We start from the raw sequence: 17,352 nt of genomic DNA, 5'->3' as shown, positions 1-17,352 counted from the left end.
CTCGACGGCTAGCGCGACGATTTCCTTCCGATTGCGCGCACGCTCGGCAACTGCCTGTCGACGTCGAACAGCAGCCGCCTTCGCGACCTCGGCGCACAAGACGTTCTCCGGCGTCGCCGCATTCCACTTCGACGCGGGCAACCAGACGCTCTACTTCAGCGCAGATGGCACCCAGGGCGCGGCGGTGGCCGTCGCGGTGGTCCAGGCCGGGTGGCGATCAACCCGCACGACATCCTGCTGGTCTAGTCGGCCGGCGCATTTGCCCTTGCGAACGGGCGCGGGCTCCGCCATGGAGCCCGTGCTTTTTCTGTGCGACGCGGTTGTAATCGATCTCATTCCAAAGTCATAAGCAGTGCGGCGCCGGGCGGCTTGAACTGGCCGGCGTTCACCCGCACAATGCAATCTGCTTGACTTCGCGAATTGCCAATTCAAACAAGAACATAGGGAAGACGCGCGTGGGACATGGAATGAAGGTCGCAATCACGCTGGCCGCTGCGCTTTGCGGCGCGCCTGCTTTTGCCGGTTGGGAGCCGACCAAACCCGTCGAAATCGTGGTGGCGGCCGGCGCGGGCGGTGCCTCCGACCAGATGGCGCGGATGATGCAAGCCGCGATCCAGAAGAACAATCTGATGAAGCAGCCGATGGTGGTCTCGCTCAAGGGCGGTGCGTCGGGGGCGGAAGCATTGATGTACATGAAGTCCAGCGAGGGCGATCCGAACAAGGTGCTGATCGCCTATTCCCTGATCTACATGCTGCCGCTGTCCGCGAAGATTCCGTTCAACTGGCGTGAGCTGACCCCGGTCTCGGTGATCGCGCTCGACCAGTTCGTGCTGTGGGACAACAGCGCCGGTCCCAAGACGGTGAAGGAGTTCGTCGCGGCGGCGAAGGCCGCGAGCTCGCCGTTCAAGATGGGCGGCACCGGCTCCAAGCGTGAGGATCACGTGCTGACTGTCTTCCTCGAGCAGAAGACAGGCGCGAAATTCTCCTATCTGCCCTACAAGTCCGGCGGCGAGGCCGCGACCCAGCTCGTCGGCAATCACACCGAATCCAACGTCAACAACCCCTCCGAAAACCTCGAGGTCTGGCGCGCGGGCCAGGTGCGGCCGCTCTGCGTATTCGACAAGGAGCGCATCTCCTACACCAGCAAGGTGACGGAGACGCAATCCTGGGCCGACATCCCGACCTGCAAGGAGGAGGGCGTCGACGTCCAGTATCTGATGCTGCGCGCGATGTTCCTGCCCGGCAAGGTCACGCCGGAGCAGCAGGCCTTCTATGTCGAGCTGTTTCACAAGGTGACGCAGACCGCGGAATACAAGGACTACATGGAGAAGCAGGCGCTGAAGCCGATCTTCCTCACCGGCAAGGACATGGTGCAATTCCTCGAGGAGGATGATGCCGTCAACAAGTCGCTGATGACCGAAGCCGGCTTCGTCGCGAAGTAGCCGTCTCCCTCGTCTCCCCTTCCCCGTTCTTACGGGGAGAGGGTCGGCTGAGGGGCTCTCTTCACGAAGATAGTGACAGATGGACTCGCGGAGAGTCCCCCTCACCCGGCGCTTCGCGCCGACCTCTCCCCGCAAGCGGGGCGAGGTGATGCAGCTCAGACTTTCGCAAATCAGCCCATGTCCCAAACCGATCTTGAAATCGTCGTCGACGATCCGACCGCGCCTGAAGACGACTCCCCGTCCGTCGTCGCTTCCGGTACGATCGAGATCATCGTCTGTCTTCTGCTCCTCGCGCTGGCCGTCACGCTCGGCTACGACAATTGGCGCACGGGTGCATCCTGGGATGCAACCGGGCCCGAGCCTGGCTATTTCCCGTTCTACCTCTCTGTCATCCTCGGCGGCGGCAGCCTTTATGGCCTGATCGCGGCGCTCGTCGCGCGGCGTGCGGCGGCTGAGACGTTCGTCACGCGCGCGCAGGCCCGCCGGGTAATGGCCGTGTTCGTTCCGACGCTGCTGTTCTGCCTGGTGATGCAGTACCTCGGCCTCTATGTCGCGAGCTTCCTGCTGATCTCCGGGTTCATGCGCCTCGTCGGCAAGATCGCGCTGTGGAAGTCACTGCTCACCGCTTTCGTGTTCACGGCGATCATGTTCGTCACCTTCGATATCGCCTTCGACGTCATCATGCCGAAAGGGCCGCTCGAAGCGGCCTTCGGGCGCTAGGACGGATCCGCGATGGAAGCTTTCGGTCTCCTGCTGCACGGTTTTGCCGTCCTGCTCACGTGGAAGACGCTCGTCCTGATGATGGTCGGGCTGGTGCTTGGCATCTTCGTCGGCGTGCTTCCGGGCCTCGGCGGTCCCAACGGCGTTGCGATCCTGCTGCCGCTCACCTTCACGATGGATCCGACCTCGGCGATCGTGATGCTGTCCTGCATCTACTGGGGCGCGCTGTTCGGCGGCGCGATCACCTCGATCCTGTTCAACATTCCCGGCGAGGCCTGGTCGGTCGCGACCACCTTCGACGGCTATCCGATGGCGCAGCAGGGCAGGGCGGCGGAGGCGCTGACCGCGGCGTTCACCTCCTCCTTCATCGGCTCGCTGGTTGCGGTGCTGCTGATCACCTTCCTCGCGCCGATGATCTCGTCCTTTGCGTTGAAGTTCGGTCCGCCCGAGTTCTTCGCGGTGTATCTGCTCACCTTCTGCTCCTTCGTCGGCCTCGGACGCGAAGCCAAGCACAAAACCGTCATCTCGATGTCGCTGGGCCTTCTGCTCGCCGGCGTCGGCATGGATACGGTGTCGGGCAACCTGCGCATGACCTTCGGCTCGGCCGACCTCTTGCGCGGCATCAACTTCCTGGTCGCCGTCATCGGCCTGTTCGGCATCAGCGAGATCCTGCTGACGATGGAAGAGCGGCTGGCGCTGCGTGGCCATGCGGCGAGCATCTCGCTCCGCGTCGTGCTCGGCGTCTGGAGGGACTTGCCGAAATACTGGGTGACGCTGCTGCGCTCCTCCTTCATCGGTTGCTGGCTCGGCATCACCCCGGGCGGTGCGATCGCGGCGTCCTTCATGGGCTACAACCTGGCAAAGCGTTTCGCCGAGGAGCCCGAGAGCTTCGGCAAGGGCCGCATCGAGGGCGTGTTCGCGCCCGAGACCGCGGCGCACGCCTCCGGCACCTCGGCATTGCTGCCGATGCTGGCGCTCGGCATTCCCGGCTCCGGCACCGCCGCGATCCTGCTCGGCGGCCTGATGGTGTGGGGCCTCAATCCGGGCCCCCTGCTGTTCGTCGAGCACAAGGATTTCGTCTGGGGCCTGATCGCCTCGATGTATCTCGGCAACGTCGTCGGCCTCGTACTGGTGCTGACGACGGTGCCGATCTTCGCCTCGATCCTGCGCGTGCCGTTTGCGGCGGTGGCGCCGATGATCGTGGTGTCCTGTGCGATCGGCGCCTACGCCATCCAGAACGCGATGTTCGACATCTGGCTGATGCTGGGCTTCGGGATCGTCGGCTACGTCTTCAAGAAGATCGGCATTCCGCTCGCGCCGTTCACGCTGGCGCTGGTGCTGGGCAACCGTGCCGAAGACGCCTTCCGTCTGTCGATGATCGGCTCCGGTGGCGACCTCAAGGTGTTCTGGTCGAACGGTCTCGTTGGATCGATCACGACCCTGGCGATCCTGCTGCTGTTCTGGCCGGTATTCGACCGTTTGCGCGCCAAAGTTGCGATGCGATGAAAGTGAATTAAATCAGTGTCTTAGTATTACAGTGTCGCCGTAGTCCGGGCGCTGGCGCCTAGGGATTGTTTCCGGATGTTGCTGCTGCGCGACAGCTGAGGTGCGGCTTCGAGCGTATGCTTCGACCACATTTTTTTTGTGGGGGTTGCAATGAAACGGATTGTGATGGGAATTGCGGCGGCGTCGTTGGTCATGACCAACGCACTGGCCGCCGATCTGGCGCCGAAACCCTATGTGAAGGCGCCGGCTCTGGTTGACCCGGGCTGGGGCTGGACGGGCTTTTATGCCGGCTTGAACGCCGGGTACAGTTGGGGCAGGGCCAATACGACGGTGGCGCCAATCGCACTGCCCTTCCCGGCGGTGCAATTCGGTTCTTTTGGCCAAAATGTCGATGGTTGGGTGGGCGGCGGGCAGCTCGGCTACAATTGGCAGGTCGATCCTAAATGGGTCGTCGGTCTCGAGGGGGACATTCAGGCGACCGGTGAGCGGTCATCTCGAACGCTGACCACGACAAGCGCGCGCTACGGTTCGAACATCATCGGTCTTCCGGGCGGCACCGACTTCAACTCCATTGCGACCTTGACCGCGAATCTTTCCTACGACCTGCAGTGGTTCGCGACGTTCCGGGGGCGCGTCGGCGTCCTGTCGGATCCGCAGACTCTATGGTATGCGACCGGCGGTCTCGCGGTCGGCGAGTTCAAGTATTCGTCGGCCACCGCCCTTGGAATCCAAGTTTTCACACCAGGTCTGGGTGGCACGACTCTGCTCGGCGCGTTCAACTTTCCGATCGGTGCTGGTGTGAGCAGCACCGATACCCGGGTGGGTTGGACGGTGGGTGCGGGCGTCGAACGCAAGTTCACCCGGAATTGGTCGGCCAAGCTCGAATACCTTTATATGGATTTCGGGAGCAAGACCTACTTTGCGGGAACTGCGAACCAGGCGGATGTCAGCTTCCACGATCACGTGCTGCGTGCCGGCTTCAACTATGCGTTCAGTCCGACGCCGGTCGTCGCGAAATATTAAAGCGGCGCAGAGCCATCAAGTCTCAATGCCCGGCATCTTGCCGGGCATTGTCGTTTGGGACGCAGGATTATGTCTAAGGTTTCTTGTGCGATGTACATCTCGTTGTGCTTGCACGCGCGCCTTCGCAATGATGTAGTCCGGCGAGGTCCGAACGCGCACATTGATCGAACTCACAGTTTGGTGGACGCCTCGCCGCGGTTGCAGGAATGCATAGTGAAGCCCTCGCGGCTGGGAAACTCCCGGGACAGCTTCATACAACCTTCTCCGCCCTGAGTTTCGCGATCTCGGCTGCGCTGAAGCCGAATTCGGCGAGCACCTCGTCCGTCTGCTCGCCGAATTCCGGCGGCCGCGCCACCATCTTGCTCGGCGTGCGCGACAGCGTCACGGGCTGGCCGACCAGGCGGATGTGGCGGTCCTCGTCGTTCGGCACGTCCTGCGCAATGCCAAGATGCTTGACCTGGGCGTCCTCGAACATCTGGTCGATGGCGTAGATGGGCCCGCAGGGCACGCCGGCGTCATTGAGCTCGCGGACCCAGGTCTCGGTCGATTTCGTCACGGTGCGCTTCTCGATCTCGGCGTTGAGCGCGTCGCGGTTCCTGGAGCGGGCAGGGGCCGTCGCATAGTCGGGATGGCCAAAGAGCTCCGGCGCACCGATCGCCTGCGCGCAGCGCTCCCAGATCCGCCCGCCCGTGGTGGCGATATTGATGTAGCCGTCCGAGGTCCTGAACACGCCGGTCGGAATGCTGGTCGGGTGGTTGTTGCCGGCCTGTTTTGCCACTTCCTTCTCCATCAGCCACCGCGCGGCCTGGAAGTCGAGCATGAAGATCTGGGCCTGCAGCAGCGAAGTCTGCACCCACTGGCCCTTGCCGGAAACCTCGCGCTCCAGCAGCGCGGTGAGGATGCCCATGGCGCAGAACAGGCCCGCCGTCAGGTCGGCAACGGGGATGCCGACCCGCATCGGGCCTTCGCCGGGCGCGCCGGTGATCGACATCAGCCCGCCCATGCCCTGCGCGATCTGATCGAAGCCCGGCCGCTTGTGATAGGGGCCGTCCTGGCCGAAGCCGGAGATGCTGCCATAGACGATTCGCGGGTTGATCTTGGCGAGGCTCTCATAGTCGACCCCGAGCTTCTTCTTCACGTCGGGCCGGAAATTCTCGACCACGACGTCGGCCTTGGCCGCGAGGCGCTTGAATACGGTAAGCCCGCGCTCGTCCTTCAGGTTCAGCGTCATCGCCCGCTTATTGCGGTGCAGATTCTGGAAGTCGGAACCCCGCCGCGGCCCGCCCGGCTGCTCGCCGCCCGCATCCTCGGTCAGTGCGTCGATCTTGACGACATTGGCACCCCAGTCCGCGAGCTGCCGCACGCAGGTGGGCCCGGACCGGACCCGGGTCAGATCGAGCACGGTGAAGCGCGACAGGGCTTCCGAGGCATGCGGAAAGGGCATTTTGAAGGGCTCCGAGACAGACTGCGGAGCCACCATAGTGGCGAAAGACCACGCCGTCCAAGCTTCACTTGGACCGCGGATCGCGGCGCGAATTCAGCGCGTTCGTGCCGGTCGGCAAGCAGCGAAATCCTGCCAACTGCTGGGTTCTCATACTTGCGCGGTCGTATTGAGTCCGACACGCGAGCCATCGTACCCGTGGTCGATGATTTCCTGCCACCAGGAGCGGTTCTGACAGAACCAGTGGATGGTCTTCTCGATCCCGCTCTCGAAGTCTTCGCGTGCCCGCCAGCCGAGCTCGCGGCTGATCTTGGTGGCGTCGATCGCATAGCGCCGGTCATGACCCGGCCGGTCGGCGACAAACGAGATCAGGTTGCGACGTGGGCCGCGGGTCCCCGGTACGAGGCGATCCAGGACGTCGCAGATACGCTCGACCACATGCAGGTTGGTGCGCTCGTTACTGCCGCCAATGTTGTATGTCTCGCCGGCGCGCCCGCGCTCCAGCACCAGAGTGAGCGCGCTGGCATGGTCTTCCACATACAGCCAGTCACGGATCTGCTTGCCGTCTCCGTAGACCGGGAGAGACTGCTCCGCCAGCCCGCGGACGATCATGTGAGGGATCAGCTTCTCGGGAAACTGATACGGTCCGTAATTGTTCGAGCAATTCGTGACGACCGTCGGCAGTTCATAGGTTTCTCGCCATGCGCGAACAAGGTGGTCGGACGAGGCCTTGCTGGCAGAGTAGGGCGAGTTTGGCGCGTAGGGCGTGGTTTCGGTGAACAGCCCCTCTGCGCCAAGTGAGCCGAAGACTTCATCCGTCGAAACGTGAAGCAGCCGGAACCGATCACGCTTGTCCGCGGACAGGCCGCGCCAGTGGCGCAGACATTCCTGCAGCAGCGTGAATGTGCCGACGATATTGGTCTTGATGAATTCGGCCGGGCCGTCGATGGAGCGGTCCACATGGCTCTCGGCCGCGAGGTGCATCACCGCGTCGGGTTGATATTTTTCAAACAGCCTTCGGAGGCCGGGACCATCGCAGATGCATTGCTTCTCGAAGGCGTAACGCGGATTTCCCGGGGCGCCGGGGAGCGTGCTCAGGCTGCCCGCATAGGTCAGCTTGTCGATATTCACGACCGATGCATTCGTGTCCGCCAGCAGATGACGAATGACGGCCGATCCTATGAAGCCGGCTCCGCCGGTAACGAAGATGGTTTGCTTGTCAAAGCGCATCGATGCTCTTCATGCAAAGGGGGTGAGCTAGCGTCGAAGCGAGCGGTGGATCGACAGCAGATACTCGCCATAGCTGCTCTTGGCGCACTTCTTTGCCAATTCCTCGAAATCGTCGAGGCTGATATATCCGAGCCGCAATGCGATCTCTTCCGGGCAGGCGATGCGCAATCCCTGCCGCTGCTCCAGAATCTGCACGAAATGGCTCGCCTCGACCAACGAGGCGTGAGTGCCGGTATCGAGCCAGGCGAAGCCGCGGCCAAGCGTTTCGACATGCAGATCGCCGCGCTCGAGGTAGGCCCTGTTCACGTCGGTGATTTCCAGCTCACCCCTGGCCGAAGGCTTCACGCGTGTCGCGATGTCCAGCACGTCGTTGTCGTAGAAGTAAAGTCCAGTCACCGCCAGATTGGAGTTGGTCTCTTTCGGCTTTTCCTTGAGCGAGGCGGGGTTACCCTGAGAGTCGAATTCGATGACGCCATATTGCTCGGGCGTGTTGACGGGATAGCAGAAGATCGTTGCTCCCCTCTCGCGTGTCCTGGCGCGCTTAAGACGCTCGAGCAACTTGTTTCCATAGAAAATGTTGTCGCCAAGAACGAGGGCGACGGCGTCCGATCCGACGAAATCGCGTCCGACGACGAAGGCATCGGCAAGACCGCGCGGGCTTTCCTGAGGCGCGTAGGAAAAGCGCAGGCCAAGGTGCGATCCGTCTCCGAGCAGTCGCTGAAACAGGTGCTGATCGTCCGGCGTGGTGATGATCAGAATGTCCCTGATTTCCGCCAGCATCAGCACGGACAGGGGATAGTAGATCATCGGCTTGTCAAAGACCGGAAGCAGCTGCTTCGAGATCACGGCTGTGACGGGGTAAAGGCGGGACCCCGTGCCGCCTGCTAGGATAATTCCCTTCATCAAAAAATCCGAAGTTTTCCTGTCCTTGAACTCTTGCCGCGCCGCCTGAACCAGAGAGCAGCAACGGAGCTATCCTTGCGATCCCAGCCACTCCGGGGGCCTTTCGCCTTGAGACGAGGCCTCCCGATCAGCCGGAATACCGCAGCGCGCGCAGTCTGTTACCTCTTCAGGTAGATGGCGTTATTTTGCTTTGTGGGCCGGATATTGTAAAGGGTCGGCCGGGTCTGTCGCCGGGCGAGCAACGTCTTCCCACCATATCGCGCGTTGCAGATGCGCTCGTTTCTTTTGATGCACCTCCATAAGCGACCCATTCGAGGCCTCGCTCGCGCCGCTCCTTCGAATGCGCGTTGTCTGTCTGAATCGCGAAATTTCGGCACCGGGCCACTCGCGCGGGCGCCTTGTCGTAGTCTGCCAATTATCGCGCCAGGCGCTTCAGCTCGGCCCGGGCCTTCTCGGCGAGCGGATCGTCACTGTGTCGCGCGATGAACAGCTCGAGCGCCTCGGCCGTTCCCTTGGCTCGGGCGGCCTCATACTCCTCGGCCACCGCAATCGACGGGTCGCGGAGAGGCGGCATGACTGGTGCCCGCGGGGCCTTCGCCGCTTCGTCTGCTTTGGCTTTTCTGGCCATGACGGGTTGTCCCTCGGGGAACAATAGATCCAGACCGGCGAGCGCCACGAATGCGCCGAGACAGCAGGCCGTCAGGCGGAGCTGCTTCATGAGGTACCTCAAATGCACTGCGGCGTACACTAAGGGCCCGTGTAACCACGGGGTTCCTGATTAACAAGCCGTTACTTGCCGCTCGCAGCATCCTTCGCCAAAAATAAACCTAACGTATAAATCCTAAGGCTAGAATCGCTGCGCCGCCCTGACTCGGGCCCTGCACGGCAACTCTCCGAGGGACGATCCATTGGCTACCGCCGTCAACGTCAGTGCCACCTACAATGCCGAAATCGACGGCCTGCTGTCCGGTTCGAAATGGACCGGCACGATCACCTATAGTTTTCCGGATTCAGCGAGCGACTACCCCACCTATACATACGGGAACAATGAGCCCGCCTCGTTCGCCCAGGCGCCGGCGGCGATGCAGTCGGCGATCAACTACGCGATCGGCCTGATCAAGAGCTACACCAACATCTCGCTCAGCTATGCCGGCACCAACGGCGCCGACATCATGATCGGTCAGTCGTCGGCGGCCAATCCGACCTCCTACGCCTACTATCCCGGAAACTATGTCCCTGGCGGCGACATCTGGTTCGGCACCTCCTATCCGTACGCGCAGGCCGCGCTCGGCAACTATTATTTCGCCACCGCGCTGCACGAGCTCGGCCATGCGCTCGGCCTCAAGCACAGCCAGGAGGTCGGCGGCCCCGGCAACGTCGCGGTGCCGACCGCGCATGACGATAGCGAATACACCATCATGAGCTATCGCAGCTACGTCGGCGCGCCGTTGACGGGCTACACCGCCGAGACCTACGGGTTCTCGCAGACCTACATGGCCAACGACATTCTCGCGCTGCAGACGATGTACGGCGCGAACTACGCGACCCAGAATGGCAACACCGTCTACACCTGGAGCACGACCACCGGGCAGGAATTCATCAACGGCGTCGCGCAGCCCGCGGACGGCGGCGGTATCGGCGGTTCGGCCAACCGCATCTTCGAGACGATCTGGGACGGCGGTGGCGTCGATACCTACGATTTGTCGAACTATACGACCAACCTGTCGATCAATCTCAATCCGGGCGCGGCGTCGGTGTTCTCGTCGACGCAGCTCGCCTATCTCGGCAACGGCCACTACGCCGCCGGCAACGTCTACAACGCCTATCTCTACAACGGCGATGCGCGCTCCTATATCGACAACGCCATCGGCGGCTCCGGCAGCGACACGATCATCGGCAACGCGATCGCGAACGCCCTGAACGGTGGCGGCGGCAACGACACCATTGCGGGCGGCGGCGGCAACGATACCATCATCGGGGGCGCCGGCACCGACACCGCGGTCTATTCCGGCAGCATGGCGAATTATGCGATCAGCTACAATTCGACCACGTTCACACTGGTCGATCAGCGCTCCGGCACGCCCGACGGCACCGACACCGTGTCTAGCGTGGAGAACTTCCAGTTCGCCGACGGAACGATTTCGAGCACCACGCTGATCAGCCAGCTTAGCCCGACCGTGATCGAATCTTATGGATCGACCAGCCTTGCTGTCGTGTGGATACATTACTCATTGTTCGCCAATGGCACGTCGAGCGGGCCTATTGTGAGCTACGGGTCGACGCAGATGGTCGCATCGAATGATGCGGGACTCTGGCGCGCCATCGGCGCGGAGCAGTCGGGCAGCGCATATCTGATCGCCTGGAAGATGAACGGTTCCGACCAATATGCGGTCTGGAACGCCGACAGCCAGGGCAGCTACGTGTCCAACGCGGTCATGCCGACCTCGGGTTCGGATGTGGCGCTGCAGTCGATCGAGACCAGCTTCCACCAGGATCTCAACGGCGACGGTGTGATCGGCGTTTCCGCCGCGTCCGTGTCTGCGACTGTGATCGAGTCCTTTGGATCGACCAGTCTCGCCGTGGTGGGGACCCATTACGCACTGTTCGCCAATGGCACGTCCAGCGGACCTACCGTGACTTACGGGGCGATGCAGGCGATCGTATCGAGCGATGCAGGAGCCTGGCGTGCGATCGGCGCGGAGCAGCCGGGCGGCGGCTATCTGGTCGCCTGGAAAATGAACGGCTCCGACCAGTATGCGGTCTGGAACGCCGACAGCCAGGGCAGCTACGTGTCCAACGCGATCATGCCGACCTCGGGTTCGGATGCGGCCCTGCAGTCGATCGAGAGCAGCTTCCACCAGGATCTCAACGGCGACGGCGTGATCGGTGTTCCCGTGACCGCGACCGTGATTGAATCCTACGGATCGACCAGCCTTGCTGTGGTGGGGATCCATTACTCGCTGTTCGCCAATGGCACGTCCAGCGGACCTACCGTGACTTACGGAACGACGCAGGCGATCGTATCGAGCGATGCGGGAGCCTGGCGTGCGATCGGCGCGGAGCAGTCGGGCAGCGGTTACCTGATCGCCTGGAAGATGAACGGCTCCGACCAGTATGCGGTCTGGAATGCCGACAGCCAGGGCACTTATGTGTCCAACGCGGTCACGCCGACGTCGGGTTCGAATGTGGCCCTGCAGTCGATCGAGACGAGCTTCCACCAGGACCTCAACGGCGATGGCGTGATCGGCGTCAAGAGTTCGGGCCAAGGGCTTCAACCGGCTGCGACCTCGCAATTCGCGACGGAGACAGCGGATGCATTTGTGTTTCAGGAGCACCCGGGTCTGAATCCGGCCGGTGGTCAGGTCGGCACTCAAATGGTTGGAGCGGAATACTCCGGATCCGCAAGCAAGCCGGACACGCCAGATCCCTTCCCGATGCTCGCCCACGACGTGAACGATGTGCACGACGCCTTCGCGGCGCTGATGGCCAGTCACACCACGGGATTTCTCATTCACTGACCACGCCGGCCGGATTTCGCTGCCGCGACTCCGGGCCCGGCGGGCGGCAATATTTGTGAAGATTCAAGGCTGCGCGGCTTTCGACCGGCGTGCCAAGTGCGCTATAAGCGCCCCCATGATCAAGTCCGGTCAAGAGAAGCACAGGCAAGTCGTTATATTCGGAATCGGGGAAATCGCCGAGCTGGCGGACTATTATTTTTCCTGCGATTCCCAGTATGAGGTTGTCGGATTTACGGTTGATCGCGCTTTTCTGAAGCAAACCGAATTTCGGGGGCGCCCTGTCGTCGCATTCGAGGAGGTCGCGGATACATTCGCACCCGACCGCCATGCGATGTTCGTCGCTGTCAGCTACGCCAAGATCAACGCCGTACGTGCGGAGAAGGTGGCTGCGGCGCGGGCCAAGGGATATCGGCTGGCGAGCTATCTGAGCAGCCGCGCCACGGTATTTGCCGACTTCGAGCTGAAAGAGAACTGCTTCATTCTCGAGGACAACACCATCCAGCCCTTCGCCAGTGTCGGCGCAAATGTCACGCTGTGGAGCGGCAACCATATCGGTCACCACTCGGTCATCGAGGATGATGTCTTCCTGGCATCTCACGTCGTCATTTCCGGTGGTGTCCGCGTCGGACGCGGCAGCTTCGTGGGCGTGAACGTAACGATCCGTGATCATGTCACGATCGGCCAGCGATGCGTGCTGGGTGCCGGCGCACTGGTGCTGGAGGACCAGCCCGATCTTTCGGTTGTCGCACCACGCGGAACCGAGCGCTCGCCCGTGCCGAGCACCCGCTTGAGAAGTCTGTGAGGTCCCGCCATGTCGTGGCGACGCCTTGGAGCTGTCTTTGCTCCCAGCGGAGAGCAATGGTGGGCGCGTAGTCACGCTGCGTTACCGACCCCCGTTCATGTCACGGACGACACGTTTCGCTTTTTCTACAGCGCGCGCGACGCAGACAAGCGCTCGCATATCGGTTGGGTCGACGTCGCCGTCTCGGATAATCCTAGAGTCCTTGGGGTGGCCGAGCGACCGGTCATCTCGCCTGGTGAAGACGGAACGTTCGACGATAGCGGTGCCAGCATCGGCTGCATCATCCGTGATGAGGACGAGTATCATCTCTACTACATGGGCTGGAACCTGGGCGTCCGCTCGCCCTGGCGAAACGCGATCGGTCTGGCGCGATCGACCTCCCTTGACGGCTCGTTCGAGCGCTTTTCACCTGGACCAGTTCTCGATCGCACGCCGGTAGATCCGTACACTCTGACCTACCCTTGCGTGCTCAAGATCGGTCCCGGGCAATGGCGCATGTGGTATGGATCCAACCTTGCGGCAGGTCTCGATGAGGAGACGCTTCGCCATGCGATCAAGGTTGCGCATTCCAGCGACGGTGTTCGCTGGGAGCGCGACGGCTCGATCGCCGTAGGGCTGACTGCGCATCAGGAACATGTGATTGTACGGCCGACGATCGTGCGAATTGGCGAAATCTACCTGATGAGTTTCGCAACGCGCGGCCTACGTTATGCGTTGGGGGCGGCCTGGAGCAGGGATGCTAAGCATTGGGAACGCATCGACGAAATCATGCAATTCGATCGGACCGAGCCTGGGTGGGATCTGGACATGATCTGCTATCCGGCGCTGTTCTGGCACCGTGAGCGGCTGTGGCTCGCGTATAATGGTAATGGCTACGGGGCTACCGGCTTTGGGCTGGCCGTGTGGGACGGCGACCATCCGTTGAAGAGTCTTGCCGGCTGACGCAATCTACGACCTGGCTCGTTTTCCAAGTTCTCGAGAGTAGGATATGACCGAAGCATCCGTTGCACGTTATGGCGTTCACACCCAGGCTCGAAGCAGCAACGCGTTGGACCGGGCCATCGAGCAAATCAAGCTCTTGGGGTTTGCCGTCGTGGATGGGGGTTTCGACGCGGAAGGCCTGCGTCGGCTTGCGAGCACGTTCGATCGCGTGCTGGAGTCAACACAGAGCTTGTATGGCGGCCGGGATGAGCTGAAGAGGATCGACGAGCATAATACGATCCGCGTGCCGCTCGCACATGATCGCCTGTTTCTGGATCTTGCGATGAACGCAAACGTTCTCGAAGTCTGTCGCCAGCTGATCGGCGACTACATCATCCTCAATCAGCAGAACGGCATCATTAACCCCCCGAATGCGCAGACGTATAATCAGGCGGCGTACCACCGCGATCTGCCGTATCAGCACTTCGTTTCGAGCCGCCCTCTGGCGATCAACGCGCTGTTCTGCCTCGATCCCTTCACGCTGGAAAACGGGTCCACGCTGGTCGTGCCCGCGAGCCACAAGGAAGAGGCATTTCCATCCGATCTGACGGTGGAGGCCCTGCAGAAGACGGTCACGGCCCCGGCCGGATCCTTCCTTGTGCTGGATGCGATGCTGTTTCATCGTGGCGGCGTGAACCAGACCTCAAGTCCGAGACGTGCGGTCAATCATCTCTATACCATCCCCCTGATGCGTCAGCAGATCAATCTTCCCTCATTCCTTGGACCCGACTACACCGAAGACAAGCAAACGCGTCGCCTTCTTGGCTATGAGGTCGAGACACCGCGCGACGTTTCTGCTTTCTATGGAGCGCGCCGGTCGAGGATGTCGACCTGACCATGCAACGCGTATTCTTGCCGAACAGAAGGACCAGTTCATGAAGGAGACAGGGTTTTTCTGTCCTCGCACGCACGAACCTCTCGTCATTTCGGCCGATGGCCGCTTTCTGGAGAGCCCCGCCGGCGATCGCTATCCCGTCATTGACGGCATTCCCTCACTGCTGCTGGCCGCCGGTCAGGATGAGGCGCGCGGGGATAGAAACAAGTACTATCGCGAGCGCGCGGCGGAATATGATGCCGGCAACGATGTCATGTTCCGCATGCTGTTGTGCGAGGAAGAGCAAACCCGCGAGCAACTCACCGACTTCCTGGAAATCGCCCGAGGCGATCGCATTCTGGAAGTTGGCTGTGGCACGTGCCGCGACACCCGTCACTTCCTGAAACGCGGGGCGCAGGTTTACGCGGGTGACATCAATCGTGAGATGGTTCACATCGGGCGCGATCGACTGGAAACGGCGGAGGTCGACACCTCGGCCCTGAAGCTTTTTGTCGCCGATGCCGGAAAATTGCCGTTTCCCGACGGATTCTTCGACCGCGCCTTCCATTTCGGCGGCCTCAACCTCTTTCCCGACATCCGAGCGTCTGTCGCGGAGATCGCGAGGGTCGTTAAGCCGGGTGGACGAGTGGTGCTGGGGGACGAGGGCGTCGGGGCCTGGCTCGGCGAAACCGAGTTCGGGAAGATCCTGAAGAACTCAAATCCGCTCTTTCATCATCAGGCTCCCCTCGACAAGATTCCGACGCACGCGCGCAACGTGTCGTGTCACTGGATTCTGAATGGTTCGTTCTACGTGATGGTGTTCGACGTGGGTACCGGAGAGCCGCAGCTTGATCTCGATATCGAGTTTCCGGGATGGCGCGGCGGATCGCATCGCAAGCGCTATTTCGGCAGGCTCGAGGGCGTTTCCCCCGAACTGCGCGACCAGGCAGTGAAGGCTGCGGCCGCGGAGGGGATTTCGGTTGTTTCGTGGCTTGAAAGGGCGCTTCGTCGCGCGCTGGATTGACGTGGGTCAGGCCGACGCCAACGCGTGCCTGCGGACGATGATCGTGAATTCATAAAGCCCATAGTCCTGGAGGAGGGCGACGGATCGTCCGTACCGGGAAAGGCAGTAGGACAGCATTTCGGCCGGTTCGACATAGTACAGGTCGGGTCGGCGTCGGTCGGGATCGCTCGACATGCTGAGCACGTTGAAGCCGAAGCCCTGTCGCCCCGACTGCGCGAGCACATCGATGGTTCGCAGCACATAGTCGCCCCAGTCGGCGCCCGGAACGTCGCCCTTGACGTTGAAGATCCCGCTCGCGATGGCGAAGTCGGCCGTTTCAGACGGAACAGCGCCGACGCGCCAGTGCCGGTCGTCGCCCTCGCCGTACAATTCCCGCGCCTTGTCGATCATGCTCGGCGTGATGTCATAGCCGACAAAGCGCCCGCGGTGTCCGTTCTGTCGCAGGAAGCGCAGGAAATCTCCGAACCCGCATCCGAGATCGATGAGTGAGGCGTCCGGGGCGCCTTCGACGAGGCGGAGAAACTGCCGATGCCGCAGCTCATGAGAGCGTAGGTCGTTCCAGTCGACGCCTTGCGAGGTCGAGCCGTGCGTCAGGAGCTTGGAATTGTAGTGTGCCGCGACCTGCTGCAGGATCGGGGAGTCGATCGAGTTGCTCACGTGATTTACCGTCGAATAGCGAGTTGCGCGTCGCCGTCACGGCTCGACTTGCGATCGACCACGGCGTCCGCCTTGTAGATGTGGCGAACCAGGGTGTAGGGGCGACGCTTGGTCTCCGACATGATGTTGGCGATGTAGATTCCGAGAATGCCGAGGATGAGGGTTATCAGGCCGCCGAGGAACCACACCGATATGATCAGCGACGTGAAGCCATCGACGCCCATGCCCGAGGTGAAGTAGCGCCCGAGGTAAAACAGGATCAGGACACCGGAAAGTCCGAAAATCAGTATGCCGGTGTAGAGCACAAAGTAGAGCAGCCGCGTCGATGTCGTCGTGACATGCTTGACCGCAAGCTCGATCCGGTCCCGCAACGAATAGGTGGATGGCGACAGCGAAAGCTTCTTCACGATGATCGGGGTCTGACGAAAGCCGGTCACCTGCCACAGATCCGAGATGATGAATTCGCGGTCCTGATGGCTGACCAGAGCATTGACATAGTCGCGCGTCATCAGGCGCGACGTCACCACATTGCGCGGAACCGGTCGGTCACCCAGCACATCGAGCGCAGCAAAGAACAGCGCACCGGTCGTTCGCTCGAAAACCCCGCCGCGCCGATTCTCCTGGACACCGTAAACGACGTCGCAGCCCTCCCGCTTGAAGAGTTCATAAAACTGCGGGAGGCTTTCAGGGGGCTCCTCAAGGTCGCTGTCGATGAGGAATATCAATTCGCCGCTTGCGTGGGCCAGGCCCGTCATCATCGCCTTGTGGTGGCCGAAATTGCGGGCGAGATCGACGACGACCACGCGCGGATCGCGTTTGTGCAGCTCCACTGCCAGCTCCAGACTGTTGTCCGGGGAGCCGTCATTGACCATGACCAGTTCAATGTCGTCGGTGATCGCGCTCGCCGCCGTCATTGCCCGCCGATGGAACTCGTCGACATAGGCGGCGGACCGATAAAGTGTGGTAACGATAGAAAGCTTCAACTTCACTCCCTCCGCCTCAACTGCGCCGAACGAGTTCCCGGCAGTCTCGCTACTGATATCAGGGAATGATGCCGTTCGCGGTCCCCGGCGGGGAAGTTCCCACTCGCACTTTTGGCCTCGGGGCTTTCCGGCGTCGTCTGCATCACTTCCTCTTCACGAGCACTGACGTTCTGCAAATCATCTCGGCTTTGCAATGCCTTAGGGATATGTTGCAGGAACGGGTCCGCGCGGCATCTCATACGGCAAGTGTGCGGGAGGCGCAAACGCGCGCAGGCCGTGAATCAACCACGAGGAAATACAAGATAAAA

Annotated in this window: 15 protein-coding genes; 9 read left to right on the top strand and 6 right to left on the bottom strand. The window is 61.7% G+C overall.

The genetic code is table 11. From position 1 onward, the window contains the following. The first annotated feature begins 467 nt into the window (after nucleotides 1–467). The 4 genes from GPL20_RS00480 (at nucleotide 468) to GPL20_RS00465 (ending at nucleotide 4,691) form a co-directional block, all read left to right on the top strand. Nucleotides 468–1,442, top strand: coding sequence for a Bug family tripartite tricarboxylate transporter substrate binding protein (locus GPL20_RS00480; RefSeq protein WP_157326854.1), 975 nt, complete (start codon nucleotides 468–470; stop codon nucleotides 1,440–1,442). A gap of 177 nt (nucleotides 1,443–1,619) precedes the next feature. Then, a complete protein-coding gene (locus GPL20_RS00475; protein WP_157326853.1) occupies nucleotides 1,620–2,162 on the top strand; it encodes a tripartite tricarboxylate transporter TctB family protein in 543 nt (180 codons plus the stop codon). Between the two features lie 12 nt (nucleotides 2,163–2,174). After that, nucleotides 2,175–3,668: a tripartite tricarboxylate transporter permease gene (locus GPL20_RS00470; RefSeq protein WP_157326852.1), complete on the top strand. Its 1,494-nt coding sequence runs from the start codon at nucleotides 2,175–2,177 to the stop codon at nucleotides 3,666–3,668. Nucleotides 3,669–3,818: 150 nt separating this feature from the next. Continuing rightward, on the top strand, nucleotides 3,819–4,691 hold the full coding sequence (locus tag GPL20_RS00465; RefSeq protein WP_157326851.1) for an outer membrane protein: 873 nt from the start codon (nucleotides 3,819–3,821) through the stop codon (nucleotides 4,689–4,691). A gap of 250 nt (nucleotides 4,692–4,941) precedes the next feature. Here the strand turns inward: GPL20_RS00465 and GPL20_RS00460 are convergent, their stop codons facing one another. The 4 genes from GPL20_RS00460 to GPL20_RS00445 form a co-directional block, all read right to left on the bottom strand. Beyond that, nucleotides 4,942–6,135: a CaiB/BaiF CoA transferase family protein gene (locus GPL20_RS00460; protein WP_167532827.1), complete on the bottom strand. Its 1,194-nt coding sequence runs from the start codon at nucleotides 6,133–6,135 to the stop codon at nucleotides 4,942–4,944. 147 nt (nucleotides 6,136–6,282) lie between these two features. After that, complete coding sequence (gene rfbB, locus GPL20_RS00455; protein WP_157326849.1) at nucleotides 6,283–7,362, bottom strand: dTDP-glucose 4,6-dehydratase; 1,080 nt, start codon at nucleotides 7,360–7,362, stop codon at nucleotides 6,283–6,285. A gap of 27 nt (nucleotides 7,363–7,389) precedes the next feature. Continuing rightward, nucleotides 7,390–8,265, bottom strand: coding sequence for a glucose-1-phosphate thymidylyltransferase RfbA (gene rfbA / locus GPL20_RS00450; RefSeq protein ID WP_157326848.1), 876 nt, complete (start codon nucleotides 8,263–8,265; stop codon nucleotides 7,390–7,392). Nucleotides 8,266–8,680: 415 nt separating this feature from the next. Next, nucleotides 8,681–8,983: a hypothetical protein gene (locus GPL20_RS00445; RefSeq protein WP_157326847.1), complete on the bottom strand. Its 303-nt coding sequence runs from the start codon at nucleotides 8,981–8,983 to the stop codon at nucleotides 8,681–8,683. A 190-nt stretch (nucleotides 8,984–9,173) separates the two neighbouring features. On the opposite strand from GPL20_RS00445, the gene GPL20_RS00440 reads away from it, so the two are divergent. The 5 genes from GPL20_RS00440 (at nucleotide 9,174) to GPL20_RS00420 (ending at nucleotide 15,404) form a co-directional block, all read left to right on the top strand. Further along, complete coding sequence (locus tag GPL20_RS00440; protein ID WP_157326846.1) at nucleotides 9,174–11,783, top strand: M10 family metallopeptidase C-terminal domain-containing protein; 2,610 nt, start codon at nucleotides 9,174–9,176, stop codon at nucleotides 11,781–11,783. 115 nt (nucleotides 11,784–11,898) lie between these two features. Next, nucleotides 11,899–12,585 carry an acetyltransferase gene (locus GPL20_RS00435; protein WP_157326845.1) on the top strand — a complete coding sequence of 229 codons (687 nt, stop codon included), beginning with the start codon at nucleotides 11,899–11,901 and terminating at the stop codon, nucleotides 12,583–12,585. A gap of 9 nt (nucleotides 12,586–12,594) precedes the next feature. Then, nucleotides 12,595–13,527, top strand: a complete 933-nt coding sequence (locus GPL20_RS00430) for a glycoside hydrolase family protein (protein WP_157326844.1) — start codon at nucleotides 12,595–12,597, stop codon at nucleotides 13,525–13,527. A 46-nt stretch (nucleotides 13,528–13,573) separates the two neighbouring features. Continuing rightward, on the top strand, nucleotides 13,574–14,401 hold the full coding sequence (locus tag GPL20_RS00425) for a phytanoyl-CoA dioxygenase family protein (RefSeq protein ID WP_157326843.1): 828 nt from the start codon (nucleotides 13,574–13,576) through the stop codon (nucleotides 14,399–14,401). Nucleotides 14,402–14,441: 40 nt separating this feature from the next. After that, nucleotides 14,442–15,404, top strand: coding sequence for a methyltransferase domain-containing protein (locus tag GPL20_RS00420; protein ID WP_157326842.1), 963 nt, complete (start codon nucleotides 14,442–14,444; stop codon nucleotides 15,402–15,404). A 6-nt stretch (nucleotides 15,405–15,410) separates the two neighbouring features. On the opposite strand, the gene GPL20_RS00415 is transcribed toward GPL20_RS00420, so the two are convergent. Both GPL20_RS00415 and GPL20_RS00410 read right to left on the bottom strand, forming a co-directional pair. Continuing rightward, nucleotides 15,411–16,061 (bottom strand): class I SAM-dependent methyltransferase, encoded by a 651-nt coding sequence (locus GPL20_RS00415; RefSeq protein WP_157326841.1) that lies wholly within the window; start codon nucleotides 16,059–16,061, stop codon nucleotides 15,411–15,413. A 5-nt stretch (nucleotides 16,062–16,066) separates the two neighbouring features. Continuing rightward, complete coding sequence (locus tag GPL20_RS00410) at nucleotides 16,067–17,050, bottom strand: glycosyltransferase family 2 protein (protein WP_254125639.1); 984 nt, start codon at nucleotides 17,048–17,050, stop codon at nucleotides 16,067–16,069. Between the last annotated feature and the right edge of the window lie 302 nt (nucleotides 17,051–17,352).

The sequence above is a fragment of the Bradyrhizobium cajani genome (genome assembly GCF_009759665.1).
GTDB lineage: Bacteria > Pseudomonadota > Alphaproteobacteria > Rhizobiales > Xanthobacteraceae > Bradyrhizobium > Bradyrhizobium cajani.
The sequence above is the reverse complement of the archived record's forward strand: the minus strand, read 5'-3'. Positions and strand labels throughout refer to the sequence as shown.